We start from the raw sequence: 16,513 nt of genomic DNA on the forward strand, positions 1-16,513 counted from the left end.
GCTCAATGACACACACCTTCTGCTGCTGTCGTTGATCTGCTTCATGTAGGCCTATCTAATCCGCCGGGTTACGCAACACCACAACACCCAGCGGTTGATTCAACGATCTATCTCGGAGTGTTGAACATGGCGACACAGCAAGCTCTCTCATCCAGCCTGGCCACGTTGCTCGTGGCGGCGGCGGCAGCGCTAAGCACCGCCCCCGTCGCGGCGCAAGAAGCCCGCAAACCCAACATCATTCTTATCGTGTCGGACGACACCGGCTACGGCGACCTGGGTCCCTATGGCGGCGGCGCGGGCCGTGGCATGCCCACGCCCAACATCGACCGGTTGGCCAACGAAGGCATGACCTTCTTTTCGTTTTACGCGCAACCCAGTTGCACGCCGGGGCGCGCCGCCATGCAGACCGGCCGCATTCCCAACCGCAGCGGTATGACGACCGTGGCGTTCCAGGGTCAGGGCGGCGGCCTGCCGGCAGAGGAATGGACACTGGCCTCGGTGCTGAAAACCGGTGGCTACAAGACCTTCTTCACCGGCAAATGGCACTTGGGCGAAGCGGACTATTCGCTGCCCAACGCCCAGGGCTATGACGAAATGAAGTACGCGGGCCTGTATCACCTCAATGCCTACACCTACGCGGATCCGACCTGGTTCCCGGACATGGATCCCGAGCTGCGCGCGATGTTCCAGAAGGTCACGCGCGGCGCGTTGTCGGGCAACGCCGGCGAAAAACCCCGCGAAGAATTCAAGGTCAACGGACAGTATGTCGATACGCCCGTCATGAACGGCAAGGAAGGCGTGGTCGGCATTCCGTTCTTCGACCGCTATGTGGAAAAGGCCTCGCTGGACTACCTGGATCGCAACGCCAAGTCCGAACAGCCCTTCTTCATGAACATCAACTTCATGAAGGTCCACCAACCCAACATGCCGGACCCCGACTACATCGGCAAGTCGCTGTCGAAAAGCAAGTATGCCGACTCGGTCGTGGAACTGGATGCGCGCATCGGGCGCATCATGGACAAAGTGCGGGCGTTGGGCCTGGACAAGAACACGCTGGTCTTCTACACCACCGACAACGGCGCCTGGCAGGACGTATACCCCGACGCGGGCTACACCCCGTTTCGCGGCACCAAGGGCACCGTGCGCGAAGGCGGCAACCGCGTACCGGCCATCGCGTGGATGCCCGGCAAGATCGAGCCGGGCTCCAAAGACCACAGCATTGTGGGCGGGCTGGACCTGATGGCCACCTTCGCGGCCATGGCCGGCATCAAGCTGCCCGTGAACGACCGGGCCGACAAGCCCATCGTGTTCGACAGCTACGACATGTCGCCGGTGCTGTTCGGCACGGGCAAGTCAGCGCGCAAGTCGTGGTTCTATTTCACCGAGAACGAACTGTCGCCGGGCGCCATCCGCGTGAACAACTACAAGGCCGTATTCAATCTTCGGGGTGACAACGGCGTGAAAACGGGCGGCCTGGCGGTGGATACCAATCTAGGCTGGAAGGGGCCGGAGTCCTACGTGGCCGCCGTGCCGCAGGTGTTCGACCTGTGGGCCGACCCGCAGGAACGCTACGACATCTTCATGAGCAACGTCACCGAAAGAACGTGGACGCTGCCCACGATGAACGCGGCCGCCGCGGAACTCATGAAGACCTATGTGAAGTACCCGCCACGCAAGGCGCAAAGCGAGGTCTACAGCGGGCCGATCACACTGTCGCAGTACGAGCGCTTCCAGTACATCCGCGAGAGCCTGGCGCGCGACGGCTTCACCTTGCCGATGCCAACGGGCAACTGACCGGCACGCCGCGCAACGGCGCCCGCGTTACGCCACGTGCGGCGCGGGCGCCAGGCGGCGCACCACTTGCAGCACCTCGGCCGGTTCAGCCGGCTTGCGCAGGTAGGCCGCATGGCCTTCGCAAGCCGCGCACACCTCGTGCTCAGGCCGGCCGCTGAGCACCAGCACGGGCGTTTCGCTCAGGTAGGCGTTTTCGCGCATGGCGGTCAAGAGCGCGCCACCGTGCATGCCCGGCATGGAAAAATCGGTGATCACCAGGTCCGGGCGTACGGCCAGCATCTGCTGCAACGCGGTCAGGCCGTCGGTGTGCGTCGTGACCTCGTAGCCCTCTTCGCCCAGGAATTCGCTCAACATCTCGATCAGCACGGGCTGATCGTCGACAACAAGAATTTTCGTCATGGTGTTCAATGCCACGTGGCGCGGCGTTGGTATGTTTGGTCGCCCGGGCCTGGCCGCCAGCACCTTTGCAGGGGGGGCAGAACGGCAAGGGGCGGGAAAAGCCTGCGTTGCTTCATGGATTTCCGGCGCTTTCAAGCGTACGCGGAAAGAGCAGGACGGCGGCGGTATAAGGCGGAATCCTAGGGCATGCGCGTCGTTCATGTTTGAAGGAATTGTATCGGGACGAAACGACCCAGCCGGCGCGCTGAAGCCCCGTGCCGGCTCATCAGGACACATCTATGGTTGGATCGCAGGTTCGAGTCACCCTGTCGTTGATCGCCCCGACGCTGGTGCTGATCTTCGGCATTACATTTATTGGCATTTGGTGCGTCTACCGTCGCCGCACCTATCTTTTGCATCTGGCCGCGGGCTGCGCGCTGTTTGCCGCGGGCGCGGTGTCGCAGATTCTGTATGTGCCGCGCGACTCGGGCGCCAACGCGCTGGTGTCCGGCATGCTGTACACGGTGGCGGTGTGCGCGGCCACGCAAGGCATCTTGAATCGGGTGGGCCGGGGGTTGCCGTGGCGTGCCTATGCCTTGTTCTGCGCCGCCATCATGGTGGCGCTTTGGTACTTTTTCTACGTGGACCGCAACTTGCTGGTGCGCGTCTATGTGCTCAACATCGGCTTTGGCGGCTTGCTGTGCATGGCCGCCTTGCGCATGCGGACGGCGGCCACCGGCAGGCGGATCGACACCGCGCTGTTTATCGTCCTGCTGGCGTTTGGGCTGCATTTTCTGCCGCGCACCTTGTTGAGCATTGGCGCGCACGCACCCAGCGGGCCGCTTGCCTTTGCCGATTCCCCGTTCTGGCAGTGGTTGCAGTTATCGCTTGCCGTGTTCAGCGTGGGGCTGGCCATTACGCTGCTGTTGGCGATTGCCGCCGACACCATCGAAGAGGTGCGGCATGAAGGCGAAAAAGACTGGTTGACCGGCTTGCTTAACCGCCGGGGCTTCGAAGCGCGCATGCGCCCGTTCCTGCCGGGCGGTACAGACCCCGCCGCGCTGATCGTCTGCGACGTCGACCATTTCAAGCGCATCAACGATGGGTACGGCCATGACGGCGGCGACGCGGTGCTCAAGGACGTGGCGCGCGTACTGGGGCTGTCCGTGCGCAAGCGAGACCTGCTTGGCCGGATAGGCGGCGAAGAGTTCGCCGTCTACCTGCCCGCCACGGACTTCCAGGAAGCCTTGCGTTGCGCAGAACGATTGCGCGCCGCCGTGGCCGACACGGTGCGCGCCCCGGACCTGGCCACGCCGGTCACCATGAGCCTGGGCGTGGCCGCCGCCATCGGCGCAGACAACTGGGAATCCTTGTTTCGCCGCGCCGATGAAAACCTCTATGCCGCCAAGCGAGCGGGCCGCAACCAGGTCGCGGCTTGAGACGCTGCCCCCAAGTGCGGATGGCGGCCCGCGCCTAGCTCTGCGGCGCATCGCGGAACGAACGCTGGTGCGCCGTCCCACCCGCCGCGCTCAGGTTGTAAGCGGTATTGACCAGGCCTATATGTGAAAACCCCTGCGGGAAATTGCCCACCAGCCGTTTGCGCGCCACGTCGTACTCTTCGGCCAGCAGCCCCAGGTCGTTGCGCAACGACAGCAGATGGTCGAACAGCCGATGCGCGTCGTCCAGCCTGCCCTGCATGATGTAGGCGTCGGCCAGCCAGAAGCTGCACGCCAGAAACGCGCCTTCATCGCCCGGCAGCCCGTCGTCACTATGCTGCGTGGAATAACGCAGCAACAAACCGTCGCGCAGCAAGTCACGTTCAATGGCCTGCACGGTGCCCGTCACGCGCGGATCGTCCGCCGGCAAGAACCCCACTTGCGGAATCAGCAGCAGGCTGGCGTCCAGCGCGGTGCCGCCGTAGTACTGCACAAAGGTATTGCGTTCTGCGTCGTAGCCGTGGGTGCAGATGTCGTGGCGGATCTCGTCGGCCAGCGCGCGCCAGCGGTCCACCGGCCCTTCCAGCCCGAAGCGCTCGCAGGACTTCACGGTTCGATCCACCGCCACCCAGCACATCAGCCGGGAATGCGTGAACGCGCGGGTCGGCCCCCGCATTTCCCAGATGCCATGATCGGGCTGGCGCCATAGTTCTTCCAACGGCGTCAGCAGCACCTTCTGCATGCGCCACGCTTCGGCCAGCGGCGCCAGTTCCGCCACCCGAGCCGCGTGCAGCGTCTCGATCAGTTCGCCATAAACGTCCAACTGCATTTGCCCCGCCGCGGCGTTGCCCAGGCGTACCGGCGCGCTGTCCTCGTAGCCCGGCAGCCAGGGAATTTCGTGTTCCGGCAACCAGCGCTCCCCCGCGATGCCGTACATGATCTGCAATTGGTTGGGGTGCCCGGCCGCCGCGCGCAGCAGCCATTGCCGCCATGCCTCGGCCTCTTCGCGGTAGCCGGCGTTAAGCAGCGCGTACAGGGTCAGCGCGGAATCACGCAGCCAGCAATGTCGGTAATCCCAGTTGCGGCTGCCGCCCAATTGCTCGGGCAGCGACGTGGTCGGTGCCGCCACAATGCCGCCCGTGGGTTGAAACGTCAGCAGCTTCAGCGTGATCAGCGATCTGACGACCGCATCGCGCCGTTGGCCCGGTCCGTTTTCCCAATGGCAGCGCTTGGCCCATTCATGCCACCACGCAATGGTGCGGTCCATGCTTTCCATGCGGTCCGGCACAAAATGCGGTGTCTTGTGCGAGCGGTGATAAGACAAGGTGAACGGCACGGTTTCGCCTTGGCGCACCGTGAAGGTCGACAGGCTTTTCATGTCACGCCCTTCCAGCGGCACGGCCGTATGCAGCTCGACGGCATCGGGCCCCGCGATGGCGCTCAAGCCGTAATCGCGGCGCCGCACCCAGGGCACCGCCTGCCCGTAGTTGAAGCGCAGGGTCAGCTCCATGTGCATGTCCACCTGGCCCGACTCGCCCTGCACGATGCGCACCACGTCCACCCGCTCTTCGTCGTCGCTGAGCGGCATGAAGTCGTAGACGCGTACCACCCCGCCAGGCGTTTCATGGCGGGTTTCCAGCACGGCGGTATCGGGTAGGTAGCGGCGCGTGGTGGTGTGGCCCGCGCCCGCTGGCGTCAGCAACCAGCGGCCATGGCCGTCGTTGCCCAGCAAGGCGGCAAAGCAGGCGGGGGAATCAAAATGTGGCAGGCATAGCCAATCTATCGAGCCGTCGCGCGCCACCAGCGCGGCCGACAACATATTGCCGATCAAGCCATAGTCTTCTATGCGTTTGGACATGGCTCAGCCCGCCCCACGAAATTCGGGGTACAGCGTCATGCCGCCATCGACGAACAGCGTGGTCCCGGTGACGTAATCGGAATCATCGCTGGCCAGCCACGCCACCGCGCGCGCCACGTCCTCGGGTTCGCCGATGCGCCCGTACGGAATCAGCTTGAGCAATTCCTTCATGCTGTCGGGCGTGTTCCATGCCGGCGCGTTGATGGGCGTGCGGATGGCGCCCGGCGCCACGGAGTTGACGCGGATCTTCATCGGCGCCAGCTCTTGCGCCAGCGACTGCATCAGCAGGGACACACCGCCCTTGGACGCCGCGTAGTTCGCCTGGAACGCCCACGGTATGACTTCATGGACCGAGCTGATGAAGATGATTTTTCCGGCGGCTTCGCCTGCCGGTGGCGGTGTCGAACGGCTCAAGAACATCCGGGCCGCCGCGCGCGCGCACAGGAACTGGCCGGTCAGGTTGGTGTCGATGACCTTCTGCCACTGCGCCAGCGTCATGTCCTGGATGGCGGCGGGCTGCTCAATGCCCGCGTTGTTGACCAGGATGTCCACCGTCTGAAAGTGGTCCGACGCCAAGCGGAACAAGTGCTCGACGTCATCCTCGCTGCTGATGTCGGCCGGGGCCGCGACGGCCTGGCCGCCCGCGCTGACAATCTCTTGCACCACCTCGGCCCCGCGCCGCGCGGAGTCCTCATTGGGCCGGTGGTTGACCACCACCCGCGCCCCCGCCGCCGCCAGCACCAGGGCAATGCCTCGCCCAATGCCGGAATTCGCGCCCGTGACGATCGCCACGCGCCCGGACAAATCCACTGCATGCCGCATGTTGCTCTCCCATGCTGTACTCCCAAGCCTTCCGCGTCTAAGCGGGCAGTCGACGCCCCGCTGTTCAGGAGCAAGCCTCAGCGTAGTCCCGGCGCGGCGCAAATTTCAACGTGCACAGCAATTATCGTTCCCGTCACCCGCTTGCCGGGGCTGGCAAGACAGGTAGCCTGCTGTACAGTAATCCAGCCTTCCCTCCCACCCGCACCGGAGATCCCAGCCATGGAATTCGTGATACCCAGTACCGCCGATTTGACGCTGTTCGTCAGTGCCGCCCTGGTCTTGCTGGCCATACCCGGCCCGGCCGTGCTCTACATCATTACTCAATCGGTCGAGCAAGGCCGCAAGGCGGGGCTGGTGTCGGACCTGGGCATTCACACGGCCACGCTGGTGCACGTGCTGGCGGCGGCGCTGGGCTTGTCGGCGTTGCTGGCGTCTTCCGCGCTGGCGTTCAGCATCGTGAAATATGCGGGCGCGGCGTACCTGATCTGGCTGGGTTTGAAGAAAATCCTGACGCGCCCCGTTCCCGCCGCGCTGGACGCGGCACCCAAGGCGCGCCGCTATGGCCGCATGTTTCGCGACGGCTTCATCGTCAACCTGCTCAACCCCAAGACGGCCCTGTTCTTCCTGGCCTTCCTGCCGCAGTTCGTGGACGTCAGCCGTGGGCACGTGGCTTCGCAAGTGCTATTTCTGGGTCTGGTGTTTGTCTTGCTGGGCCTGCTCAGCGATGCCTGCTACGCCATGGCGGCCAGCGCGGCGGGCCGCTGGCTGCGCCGCAGCCGTGCCTACCTGCACTTTGAACGTTATGTGGGCGGCGCCATGCTGATTGGCCTGGGCATTACCGCGGCGCTGGCAGGCAACAACGGTAAGAAGTAATCGAGACAGCGGACGACGCTAGCTCTCGCGGATCAGCGTCGTCGAAAACTCGTAACGGCCGGCCGGATGGTGCGAGCAGGACACTTCGACAATATGGCCGGCCTGGTCTTTGTAATGCCGCAGGATGAACAGGCCTGGCGATTCCGGCGCCACGTCCAGTTCACGCGCCACGGCGGCAGGTAGCGCGCAGGCGGATATCGTCTGCTCGACGGACGCGATGCGCCTGCCGTAATGTTCTTCGATCAGGTCCGACACCAGGCGGTCGGGATGTTCGCGCGCCAGCTTGCGCACGCCCTTGTAGTGCGCGTCCACGTACAGTTCGGTCCACACGACCGGCGGCTGCCCTTCGGCGCCACGCGTGGATGAGAACTTCAACCACCGGGTGCCCGGCCCCACCCCCAGCCGCACGGCCAGCTCCACATCCACCACCACTTCCTGAATCTGGCGGATGCTGCGCGGCGTGCGCGCGGCCAGTTGCACCAGGTCTTCCAGCGAACGCAGCGACTGGCTGAAACCCGATTTGGACCGGGCAGCGATGACCTCGGTGCCGCTGCCGCGACGACGCGCGATCAGGCCCAAGTCCTGCAACTGGCGCAGGGCGGCGCGAACGGTATGGCGGCTGGCCTCAAACTCTTCGGCCAGCGCGTTCTCGGCGGGCAATACCGTGCCCACGGGGTATACCTCGGCCGCGATGCGTCGCGCCAATTCTTCCGAGATACGGGTGTACAGCGTGATGGACATGGCAAGGGGGGAAATGACGACACCCCGCATTCTATCTGCTGCCCCGGCGCTGCCCCGATCTACGGGTAATCCCCGGCGTTGACGTCCCCTTTTGCGCCTGCTTAAATGTACGTACAACTTTTATAGAGCGTACATTTATGCCTGTTTCCGTCCTTGAATCCGCCTTGTTCAAAAACATGTTCGGCACCGCAGCGATGCGAGCGGTGTTTGACGATGCCGCCACGGTGCGGCGCTATGTGGAAACAGAGGTGGCGCTGGCCCGCGTGCAGGGCAAGCTGGGCATCATCCCCGTCGCCGCCGCCGACGCCATTGAAGCGCGCGCCGATGCCGCCGCCCTGAACATGGACGAGCTTCGCGCCGAAACCGAGATCGTCGGCTATCCCATCCTGCCGCTGGTACACCAGTTGTCGCGCCAGTGCGGCCCGGAAGGCGAATACCTGCATTGGGGCGCGACCACGCAAGACATCATGGACACGGCCACCGTCCTCCAGGTGCGCGATGCCTTGGAAATCATCGACGACGATCTGGCGGCGCTGGACGGCATTCTGGACGCGCTGGCGTTGCGGTATCGCGATACGCCGATGGCCGGCCGTACCCACTTGCAACACGCACTGCCGATCACCTTCGGCTACAAAGCCGCCGTCTGGCTGCTGATGGTGCGCCGCCATCGCGAACGCCTGGCGCAGTTGCGGCCGCGCGTGCTGATCGGCCAGTTTGGCGGCGCGGCCGGCACGCTGGCCTCCCTGGGCGACCAGGGCTTGGCGGTGCATGCGGCGCTGATGCGGGAACTGGGGCTGGGCGCCACGCCCATCACCTGGCACGTGGCGCGCGACGGTTTGGCCGAGACCGTGCAATTTCTTGCGCTGGTCGCCGGTTCGCTCGGCAAGATCGCCGTGGACATCATGCTGATGATGACGAACGAACTGGGCGAAGCCTTCGAGCCGTTCGTGAAGGGTCGCGGCGCGTCAAGCACCATGCCTCAAAAGCGCAATCCGATTTCGTGCGAACTGATGTGGAGCGCGTCCAAGACGGTGCGCCAGCATGCCGGGCTGGCGCTGGACGCCATGCTGCAAGACTTTGAACGCGCCACGGGACCGTGGCACATCGAGTGGTCCGCCGTGCCGGAAGCCTTTGTGCTGACCGCGGGCGCGCTGCATCAGGCGCGCTTCATGCTGGGCGGGCTGGAGGTGGACACGGCCCGCATGGCAAGCAATCTGGACCTGTCCGGCGGGCTTATCGTGGCCGAGGCCGTGATGATGGGCCTGGCGCCGCACATCGGCCGCCAGACCGCGCACGACGTCGTGTATGACGCCTGCCGCATCGCGGCCACCACGCGCGGCCGCCTGGCTGATGTGCTGAAAAAAGACGCGCGGGTCACGCAGCGCCTGGCCGACGACGCCATCGAACGCCTGTGCGACCCCGCCAATTACCTGGGGGCTGCCCCCAAGATGGTGGACCAGGTGCTGGCCCACCCCTACACCGGGCCGGCCTGATCGGCAGCCTTTTCTGATTCATAAAAAGACAGCAGCACAACGGAGACAAGTCATGAAGAACTGGATGGCGGCACTGACCGTCGCGGGCGCGTTCGCCTTGCCGATGGGCGCGCAAGCGCAAGACAACTACCCTTCCCGGGCCATTACCTGGATCGTCCCCTTTGCGGCGGGCGGCCCTACCGACGCCATGGCGCGCAACGTGGCGAACCGCGTTGGGCAAGAACTGAAACAGACCATCCTGGTTGAGAACGTGGGCGGCGCGGGCGGCACCATCGGCGCGGCCAAGGCCGCCAAGTCCGCGCCCGACGGCTACACCTTCCTGGTAGGCCATATCGGCTACATGGCGGCGGCGCCGTCCCTCTACGCCCGCTTGCAATACGACCCGGTAAAAGACTTCCAGGCCGTATTCCGCTTTCCCGATACGCCGCTGGTGTTGCTGGTGGGTGAATCATCGCCCTATAAATCCATGGCGGAGTTGATCGCTTACGGCAAGCAGCATCCCGGCAAGCTCAACTTCAGCAACGCGGGCGTGGGGTCTACGTCGCACCTGGTGGCGGCCATGTTCACCAGCCAGGCCGGCATCACCGTCACCCCCATCGCTTACAAGGGCGCGGGGCCGGCGCTCAATGACCTGATGGGCAATCAGGTGGACGCCATGTTCGATCAGACCAATACCGCGTTACCGCAGACGCAGGGCGGCAAGGTGCGGGCGCTGGGCCTGACCTCCGCTGAGCGCATGCCGCAATTCCCGAACGTGCCCACCATGGCGGAAAAAGCGATACCGAACTTCCAGGTGTCCACGTGGTACGGCTTGTATGCGCCTAAGGGCACGCCCGACAAGGTGGTGCAAACGATGTACCAGGCCTGGCAGAAGGCGCTGGCGGATAAAGCCTTTACCGGCAAGATGGTGGAACAGGGCATCAAATTGCTGCCCGCCGAACAGTACGCGCCAGCCGCCTTCCAGCAGTTCACCGCCGACGAAGGCAAGCGCTGGGCGCAAGTGATCAAGCAAGCCGGCATCAGCTTGCAATAGGGATGAGCCATCATGCGCGTCGTCGCTGCCACGGATATTGAATCGAGCATTGCCGACGCGTTGCAGGCCATCAGCCACACGCATCCGGCGGACTTCGTGCAAGCCCTGAAGGCGGCGCACGCGGTCGAGAGCAAGGCGGCCGCCCGCCATGCGCTGCTGCAATTGCTGATCAACAGCAAGCTCAGCGCGCAAGCGCGCCGGCCTGTCTGCCAGGACACGGGCGTGGTGCATATTTACGTCAGCATGGGGATGGATGTACGCATCCGCCATGACGGCACGGGGCCCACGCCCAGCTTGCAGACCATCGTCAACCGGGGAGTCGCCCGCGCTTACGGCTGCGCGACCAACCCCTTGCGCGCGTCGATGATTCAAGACCCGTTGGGCGCGCGCCGCAACACCCGCGACAACACGCCCGCTGTCCTGCAAGTCGACCTGGTCGAGGGCGAGGAACTGCGCTTGACCGTCGTCGCCAAGGGCGGCGGCGGGGATGCCAAGACGCGCTACGCGATGCTGAACCCCAGTGACTCCGTGGCGGATTGGGTCGTGTCGCAATTGCCGGGCATGGGTGCGGGCTGGTGTCCGCCCGGGGTGCTCGGCCTGGGCATCGGCGGCACGCCTGAACAGGCGGTTGCCCAGGCCAAGCGCGCCTTGTTTGCTCCCATCGACATGGCGCAATTGCTGGCGCGCGACGCCAGCACGCCCGACACCCGCGACGCCAGCCCGCCCGACACCCTTACCCCCGAAGAACAGCTACGCACCGAGGTCTACCAACGGATCAACGCGCTGGGCATCGGCGCACAGGGCCTGGGCGGCGACACCACGGTGCTGGACGTGAAGGTAGCCACCGCGCCCTCGCACGCCGCGTTGTTGCCGGTGGCACTGGTACCAAACTGCGCCGCCACGCGCTTTGTGTCCTTCGACATGCCCGCTGCCGGCCCCGCGCGCTTCCCGCCGCCCGACCCCGCAACCTGGGACGGCATCCCGGACGCGCTGCCGACGCAGGAAGGCAGACGGGTAAACCTGGACACCCTCACACAAGCCGAAGTCGCCACCTGGGCGGCCGGTGAAACGCTGTTGCTGTCGGGCAAGCTGTTGACGGGACGCGACGCCGCCCACAAGCGCATGGCCGACCTGCTGAACCAGGGCGCACCCTTGCCGGTGCCGCTGCGCGGTCGCGCGCTTTACTACGTGGGGCCGGTCGATGCCGTGCCCGGCGAAGCCGTGGGGCCGGCAGGGCCGACCACCGCCACACGCATGGACAAGTTCATGCCGCAACTGCTGGCTGAAACCGGCCTGCTGGTGACGATAGGCAAAGCGGAACGAGGCCAGGTAGCCATCGACGCCATCAAACAGCATGGCGCCGCGTACTTGAGCGCGGTCGGTGGCGCCGCCTATCTTGTGGCGCGGTCCATCACATCGTCCCGCGTGGTGGCGTTCGCGGACCTGGACATGGAGGCCATCCATGAATTCGACGTGCGCGACATGCCGGTCACGGTTGCGGTGGATGCCCAGGGCCGAACGACGCATGCGGTTATCCACATAAGGGTGCAGCGGTAAACACTTTGTGGCAGCATGCCGATCCATGCAGCCAGGGCAGGCAGCCGAAGCAGGCAAGCCGCACGGCTCGCGCCCCATCACCACGGAGTGTCACTCGTATGAAGCTGAAGGCCTTGACCCTGGGTATTCTGTTTGCCGGCGCAGGCGCTGCACAGGCGGCGACGGTAAAGGAAGTCTTCAACGGCGCCATGCTGGGCACGGATCAGCGTTACTTTGAGTCGATCGCCGGCGTGCCCCGCGAATCCTCCGGCAAGGACCACGTTTTCGTGGTGCAGAACTGCCAGATCACGGCGACCATCGGCAACGGCAAAGTGTCCGCGCTGCGCATGGAATTGGCCAAGGGTTGCGAGGCCGACCTGCACAGCTTCATCGGCGAAGATGCGCCCCGTGCCGGGCAGACGATCACCCCTGGCGTATTTGGCCGGGGCCAGCGCTACACGGCCGATTGCCTGACGCAGTGCGGCAACGCGGCGGACCCGTCGGCCTTTGCGCTATGGACGGCACCGCGCTCGTCGGGCGGCATGGAAGTCTTGATGGAAATGGTGCTGGCCGGCGACAAGGCGCTGGACGCCGCCGACCAATGGGAAGCCCAGATGAAAAAGGCCGCGGGCGAGGACTACGTGCTGAACACCAAGTTCAACTGCGAAACCCGCTTCGACGACGCCGCCGCTGCCGCGTTCAAGGACGTACCGGTCAACGCCATCACGATCGGCTACGGCTTGCCGACACAGCGCTGCCAATAGAGCGCAGCCAATACCGCGCTGCCAACAAAGTGGTCTGGTGAAATCCCGAAATGTGGCCTGAATAGACCAGCCACCCCCGCCCTACACTTCCCGCTTTCCGTCCCGGCCGGCAATCTCTGGATGCCGGCCGGGCGCCTTCAAAGTGTGGAGTGATTTCATGAACCCATCGCCGGCCGGCCTGCGCGCCGCCGACTTTTTCTCGCCGACCGTCGCGGCACTTATTTCCGTGCTGGTGAATTACGGCGGCACCTTCGTGCTGGTGTTCCAGGCGGCCGAACTGGCTGGGCTGACACCGGGGCAGACCGCTTCGTGGGTATGGGCGGTTTCCGTGGGGGTGGGCGTCACGGGCGCGTGGCTGAGTTTTCGCTACAAGGAACCGATCATCACGGCGTGGTCCACGCCCGGGGTCGCGTTCCTGGCCACGGTTATGCCGTTCACGCCGTATGGCGAAGTGATCGGCGCCTATATCGTTTCCGCTCTGGGCTTCGTGGTGCTGGGCATGTCGGGCGCCTTTGAAAAGCTGGTCCGCCTGATTCCGGGCGGCATCGCGGCGGGACTCCTGGCGGGCATTCTGCTTCAGTTCGGGGTCAATGCCTTTGGCGGCGCCAGCGTCGACCCGCTGCTGGTGATAGTGCTGGTAATTGCCTACGCACTGCTCAAGCGGTTTACCTCGCGCTTCGCCGTGGTCGGCATACTGGTGATCGGGCTGGCGATGCTGATCCTGCAAGGCCGCATCGATTTTTCCACCGTCCACCTGAGCCTGGCCACGCCGGTATTCGAGATGCCCCGGTTTTCGCTCAATGCCTTGCTGGGGGTGGCGCTGCCCTTGTTCATCATTACGCTGACGGGTCAATACATGCCCGGCATGCTGGTGCTGCGCAACGACGGCTTCAAGACCAGCGCCAACCCCATCCTGGTGACCACGGGGCTGGGCTCGTTGCTAATGGCGCCGTTTGGCGCGCACGCCTTCAATGTGGCCGCGATCACCGCCGCCATCTGCACGGGCCGCGACGCGCATGAAGATCCGCGCAAGCGCTACATCGCGGGCCTCGCTTGCGGGGTGTTCTACATCCTGGTGGGCACGTTTGGTGTCACGCTGGCCACGCTGTTCATGGTGTTGCCCAAGGCGTTCATCACCACGCTGGCCGGGCTTGCCTTGCTGGGCGCCATTGGCGGCAGCCTGGCCAACGCCATGGCCGATGCCCGCACCCGCGAGACCGCGCTCATCACCTTTCTGGCCACCGCCGCGAACGTGACCATGCTGGGCGTGGGCGGCGCGTTCTGGGGGTTGGTGGCTGGTTTGACCGCGCACCTGTTGATCCACGGCGGGCACCGCACGCTGGTCGGCGGCACGGCCAAGTCCTAGGCACGGCGGGCGGTCACCAAGACGCCCATTCTTCCGATTCTTCCGATTCTTCCGATTCTTCCGATTCTTCCGCTGCTGCCGCTGCTGCCGCTTCTGCCGCTATTGGCGCTCCTGCCACTGCTCTCTGTCGCCGCTACCGTCGCTGCAACAAGGCTTTGCGCAGCCGCAGCACCGCAGCCTCGATCTCGTGCTCCGCCAGCGACGCATACCCCAGCAGCCATCCTTCCAGCCGATCCGCGCCCGCATACAAGCGGCTGATACCCGGCAGGACCAGGCCGGCTTCGGCCGCTTGGCGGATGGTCTTGGCTTCGGACCATCCGGGCTGCAACAAGCACGGCACCTGTAGTCCACCGGGCGGCCTCACGGCGGTGGCGATGCCCGCCAGATGGCGTCCGATCGCGTCCTGCATGCAAGCCCGCCGCGCCGCATACAGCTTGCGCATCGCGCGAACGTGCGCGTTGTAGTGCCCGTCTTCCATGAAGCGCGCCAGCGTCAGTTGCTGCACCTGCGGCGTATGGCCGTCCATGATGCTGCGCGCCCGCGAGAACGTACTGACCAACTCGCGCGGCAATGCCATGTACCCCATACGCAGTCCGGGATACAGCGTCTTGCTGAAGGTGCCCAGATACAAGGTCCGTTGAAACTGGTCCACGCCCTGCACGCAGGCGGTGGGCACGCCGTCGTAGTGGAATTCGCTGTCGTAGTCGTCTTCGATGATCCACCTGCCCTGTTCATGGGCCCCGCGCGTCAGCATCAGCCGGCGTTCCAGCGACAAGGTGGCGCCTGTGGGATATTGATGCGACGGCGTCACGTAAACGCAGTGGGCGCCGCTTTGGTCCTGGCGCAGCAGGTCCATGCGGATGCCTTGCGCGTCCACGTCGATCGGCACGACTCGAGCTTGCGCCGCCTCAAACGCCTTGCGAGCGCCGAAGTAGCCGGGGTTCTCCATCAGGATGGGGCCGTCCGCATCCACCAGCAGTTGCGCGCACAGGTACAGCGCCTGGCGGGTGCTGCTCAACACCAGGATCTGGTCCGCCGACACCCGGGCACCACGCTCCAGGTTCAGGTAGGCAGCAATCGCGTGGCGCAACGGTTCCGCGCCTTGCGGGTCGCCATGCAGCAACGCGCTGGCGCGATGGTCCTTCACCACCTGCCGCTGCAAGCGTTCCCAGACTTCGGAGGGAAAGGTGCGCGTTTCGGGCAGGCCGGTGGCGAAGGCCTGGACGGCCCGGTAGTCCGCCACGCCGCCGCTGTCATGGATCTTTTGGCCGCGCTGGCTCAGGCCGGCCCCAGCCAGTGCTGCCGGAGTCTGCGCGCCGGCCACGCGACGCGGCGGCATGCGCCGGCCCGCCGCACCTTGCAGCACCGCGCCCACCGTGTCGGACACGTAGCTGCCCGAGCCTTCGCGCCGGACGATGTAGCCATCGCGGTGCAGCTGCACATAGGCGTTTTCGACGGTATCGCGCGCGACACCCAGGGATAGCGCCAGCCCGCGCGTGGCGGGCAGCTTCACGCCCGCACCCAAGGCCCCGTCCAGGATCAACGCGCGTAGGGCCCGCTGGATGCGCTGGTGCAGATCCAGACGCTGAAACTCGGCGTCGCCCATCCGCATCTTGAGTGTGTCGAGCTCAAACGTTTTTACCGTGGGGTGCGGTCTCGTTGACATGCCAGGGTGCCGATTGGGGAAAAGGCGTCAACTTTACCCCGCCGCTGGCCATCGGATCATGGCGCAGCGTACTTCCCGCCCTACCGCCCAGCCGGAATCGATCAGGGTGCTACCTGATAGCCACGCTGCTGCATGCAGGTGGCATAGGCGGAAGACGTCTGACTCGCGTCTTGCCTGTCGTCGCGGCGGTCCTGGCGCTGGCGCGAGCCGCCCACGACCGCGCCGGCCACGGCCGCGTCCTTGGCCTGGTTTTGTCGGTATTCCTGCTTGACGTCGTCATCCACGCGGTCATAGACCTCTTCATGTTGCCGGCCGCGTGCGCCTGCCACCGCCGCGCCCGCCACCGCGCCTGTCGCGGCTCCTCGGGCACGGCCGCCCGACGGCGTGCTGTCCGCGCTGCTGGTGCCGCCAGACTGCGCCTGACACGCGGCGATGTCCTGTTGCATGAGTTCGGAAGATTGCCCTTTCAATGGCGTGACGGTTTGTGCCGTGGCGCTGAAGGCCAGCGTCGAGAGCAGAAAGGCAGCGCAGGGAATGATGGATTTTTTCATTGAAAACTCCACACTTTTGGTTGGTAACCCTGGAGTTTTCAATGTAGCCCCGCCCACCGCGCGGGTGCGGGTAGCGGGATACCCAAGATTGGGTATGGCGCATTTATCGGCAAACCCGCGCAAGCGCCATGCCTGCCGGCCGCGGGCAACACGGCCGGCTTCGCGTGCTAGCCTCACGCTATCTCCCGCCCCACTTCCAGAG

Annotated in this window: 14 protein-coding genes; 8 read left to right on the forward strand and 6 right to left on the reverse strand. The window is 65.1% G+C overall.

The genetic code is table 11. The features are described 5' to 3' along the window. The first annotated feature begins 126 nt into the window (after positions 1-126). Positions 127-1,794: an arylsulfatase gene (locus P8T11_RS14365; RefSeq protein ID WP_268081316.1), complete on the forward strand. Its 1,668-nt coding sequence runs from the start codon at positions 127-129 to the stop codon at positions 1,792-1,794. Between the two features lie 27 nt (positions 1,795-1,821). Here the strand turns inward: P8T11_RS14365 and P8T11_RS14370 are convergent, their stop codons facing one another. Next, positions 1,822-2,193, reverse strand: coding sequence for a response regulator (locus P8T11_RS14370; protein ID WP_268081315.1), 372 nt, complete (start codon positions 2,191-2,193; stop codon positions 1,822-1,824). Between the two features lie 278 nt (positions 2,194-2,471). On the opposite strand from P8T11_RS14370, the gene P8T11_RS14375 reads away from it, so the two are divergent. Beyond that, positions 2,472-3,611, forward strand: coding sequence for a GGDEF domain-containing protein (locus tag P8T11_RS14375; RefSeq protein ID WP_268081314.1), 1,140 nt, complete (start codon positions 2,472-2,474; stop codon positions 3,609-3,611). Positions 3,612-3,645: 34 nt separating this feature from the next. On the opposite strand, the gene P8T11_RS14380 is transcribed toward P8T11_RS14375, so the two are convergent. Both P8T11_RS14380 and P8T11_RS14385 read right to left on the reverse strand, forming a co-directional pair. Then, a complete protein-coding gene (locus tag P8T11_RS14380; protein WP_268081313.1) occupies positions 3,646-5,466 on the reverse strand; it encodes a glycoside hydrolase family 15 protein in 1,821 nt (606 codons plus the stop codon). 3 nt (positions 5,467-5,469) lie between these two features. Then, positions 5,470-6,288 (reverse strand): SDR family oxidoreductase, encoded by an 819-nt coding sequence (locus P8T11_RS14385; RefSeq protein ID WP_268081312.1) that lies wholly within the window; start codon positions 6,286-6,288, stop codon positions 5,470-5,472. Positions 6,289-6,507: 219 nt separating this feature from the next. Between P8T11_RS14385 and P8T11_RS14390 the strand changes: the two genes are divergently transcribed. Continuing rightward, entirely contained in the window at positions 6,508-7,161 is a 654-nt protein-coding gene (locus P8T11_RS14390; protein ID WP_268081311.1) for a LysE family translocator, read from the forward strand. 18 nt (positions 7,162-7,179) lie between these two features. On the opposite strand, the gene P8T11_RS14395 is transcribed toward P8T11_RS14390, so the two are convergent. Further along, the gene (locus P8T11_RS14395) at positions 7,180-7,932 is read right to left on the reverse strand and encodes a GntR family transcriptional regulator (protein ID WP_268081310.1); all 753 of its coding nucleotides are present in this window, start codon (positions 7,930-7,932) and stop codon (positions 7,180-7,182) included. Positions 7,933-8,039: 107 nt separating this feature from the next. Here P8T11_RS14395 and P8T11_RS14400 point away from each other — a divergent pair, with 107 nt between their 5' ends. The 5 genes from P8T11_RS14400 to P8T11_RS14420 all read left to right on the forward strand — a co-directional run bounded on the left by P8T11_RS14400 (position 8,040) and on the right by P8T11_RS14420 (position 14,094). Continuing rightward, positions 8,040-9,395: a class-II fumarase/aspartase family protein gene (locus tag P8T11_RS14400; protein WP_268081309.1), complete on the forward strand. Its 1,356-nt coding sequence runs from the start codon at positions 8,040-8,042 to the stop codon at positions 9,393-9,395. 52 nt (positions 9,396-9,447) lie between these two features. Next, positions 9,448-10,428, forward strand: a complete 981-nt coding sequence (locus tag P8T11_RS14405; protein ID WP_268081308.1) for a Bug family tripartite tricarboxylate transporter substrate binding protein — start codon at positions 9,448-9,450, stop codon at positions 10,426-10,428. A 12-nt stretch (positions 10,429-10,440) separates the two neighbouring features. Further along, a complete protein-coding gene (locus P8T11_RS14410; protein WP_268081307.1) occupies positions 10,441-11,985 on the forward strand; it encodes a fumarate hydratase in 1,545 nt (514 codons plus the stop codon). Between the two features lie 98 nt (positions 11,986-12,083). Next, on the forward strand, positions 12,084-12,728 hold the full coding sequence (locus P8T11_RS14415) for a hypothetical protein (RefSeq protein WP_268081306.1): 645 nt from the start codon (positions 12,084-12,086) through the stop codon (positions 12,726-12,728). A 157-nt stretch (positions 12,729-12,885) separates the two neighbouring features. Beyond that, a complete protein-coding gene (locus P8T11_RS14420; RefSeq protein WP_268081305.1) occupies positions 12,886-14,094 on the forward strand; it encodes a benzoate/H(+) symporter BenE family transporter in 1,209 nt (402 codons plus the stop codon). A gap of 133 nt (positions 14,095-14,227) precedes the next feature. Here the strand turns inward: P8T11_RS14420 and P8T11_RS14425 are convergent, their stop codons facing one another. Beyond that, on the reverse strand, positions 14,228-15,760 hold the full coding sequence (locus tag P8T11_RS14425; RefSeq protein WP_268081304.1) for a PLP-dependent aminotransferase family protein: 1,533 nt from the start codon (positions 15,758-15,760) through the stop codon (positions 14,228-14,230). Positions 15,761-15,861: 101 nt separating this feature from the next. Continuing rightward, a complete protein-coding gene (locus P8T11_RS14430; protein ID WP_268081303.1) occupies positions 15,862-16,311 on the reverse strand; it encodes a YMGG-like glycine zipper-containing protein in 450 nt (149 codons plus the stop codon). Positions 16,312-16,513: the final 202 nt, after the last annotated feature.

Origin of the sequence: Achromobacter spanius, assembly GCF_029637605.1 — a bacterium.
In the GTDB taxonomy this organism is placed as follows: domain Bacteria; phylum Pseudomonadota; class Gammaproteobacteria; order Burkholderiales; family Burkholderiaceae_B; genus Achromobacter; species Achromobacter spanius_E.

Bases quoted from the DNA above. Each gene is read 5' to 3' on its own strand.
- P8T11_RS14370 (WP_268081315.1), bottom strand. From the start codon at position 2,193: ATGACGAAAATTCTTGTTGTCGACGATCAGCCCGTGCTGATCGAGATG.
- P8T11_RS14425 (WP_268081304.1), bottom strand. From the start codon at position 15,760: ATGTCAACGAGACCGCACCCCACGGTAAAAACGTTTGAGCTCGACACA.
- P8T11_RS14375 (WP_268081314.1), top strand. From the start codon at position 2,472: ATGGTTGGATCGCAGGTTCGAGTCACCCTGTCGTTGATCGCCCCGACG.
- P8T11_RS14400 (WP_268081309.1), top strand. From the start codon at position 8,040: ATGCCTGTTTCCGTCCTTGAATCCGCCTTGTTCAAAAACATGTTCGGC.
- P8T11_RS14410 (WP_268081307.1), top strand. From the start codon at position 10,441: ATGCGCGTCGTCGCTGCCACGGATATTGAATCGAGCATTGCCGACGCG.
- P8T11_RS14380 (WP_268081313.1), bottom strand. From the start codon at position 5,466: ATGTCCAAACGCATAGAAGACTATGGCTTGATCGGCAATATGTTGTCG.
- P8T11_RS14390 (WP_268081311.1), top strand. From the start codon at position 6,508: ATGGAATTCGTGATACCCAGTACCGCCGATTTGACGCTGTTCGTCAGT.
- P8T11_RS14365 (WP_268081316.1), top strand. From the start codon at position 127: ATGGCGACACAGCAAGCTCTCTCATCCAGCCTGGCCACGTTGCTCGTG.
- P8T11_RS14395 (WP_268081310.1), bottom strand. From the start codon at position 7,932: ATGCGGGGTGTCGTCATTTCCCCCCTTGCCATGTCCATCACGCTGTAC.
- P8T11_RS14405 (WP_268081308.1), top strand. From the start codon at position 9,448: ATGAAGAACTGGATGGCGGCACTGACCGTCGCGGGCGCGTTCGCCTTG.
- P8T11_RS14385 (WP_268081312.1), bottom strand. From the start codon at position 6,288: ATGCGGCATGCAGTGGATTTGTCCGGGCGCGTGGCGATCGTCACGGGC.
- P8T11_RS14420 (WP_268081305.1), top strand. From the start codon at position 12,886: ATGAACCCATCGCCGGCCGGCCTGCGCGCCGCCGACTTTTTCTCGCCG.
- P8T11_RS14430 (WP_268081303.1), bottom strand. From the start codon at position 16,311: ATGAAAAAATCCATCATTCCCTGCGCTGCCTTTCTGCTCTCGACGCTG.
- P8T11_RS14415 (WP_268081306.1), top strand. From the start codon at position 12,084: ATGAAGCTGAAGGCCTTGACCCTGGGTATTCTGTTTGCCGGCGCAGGC.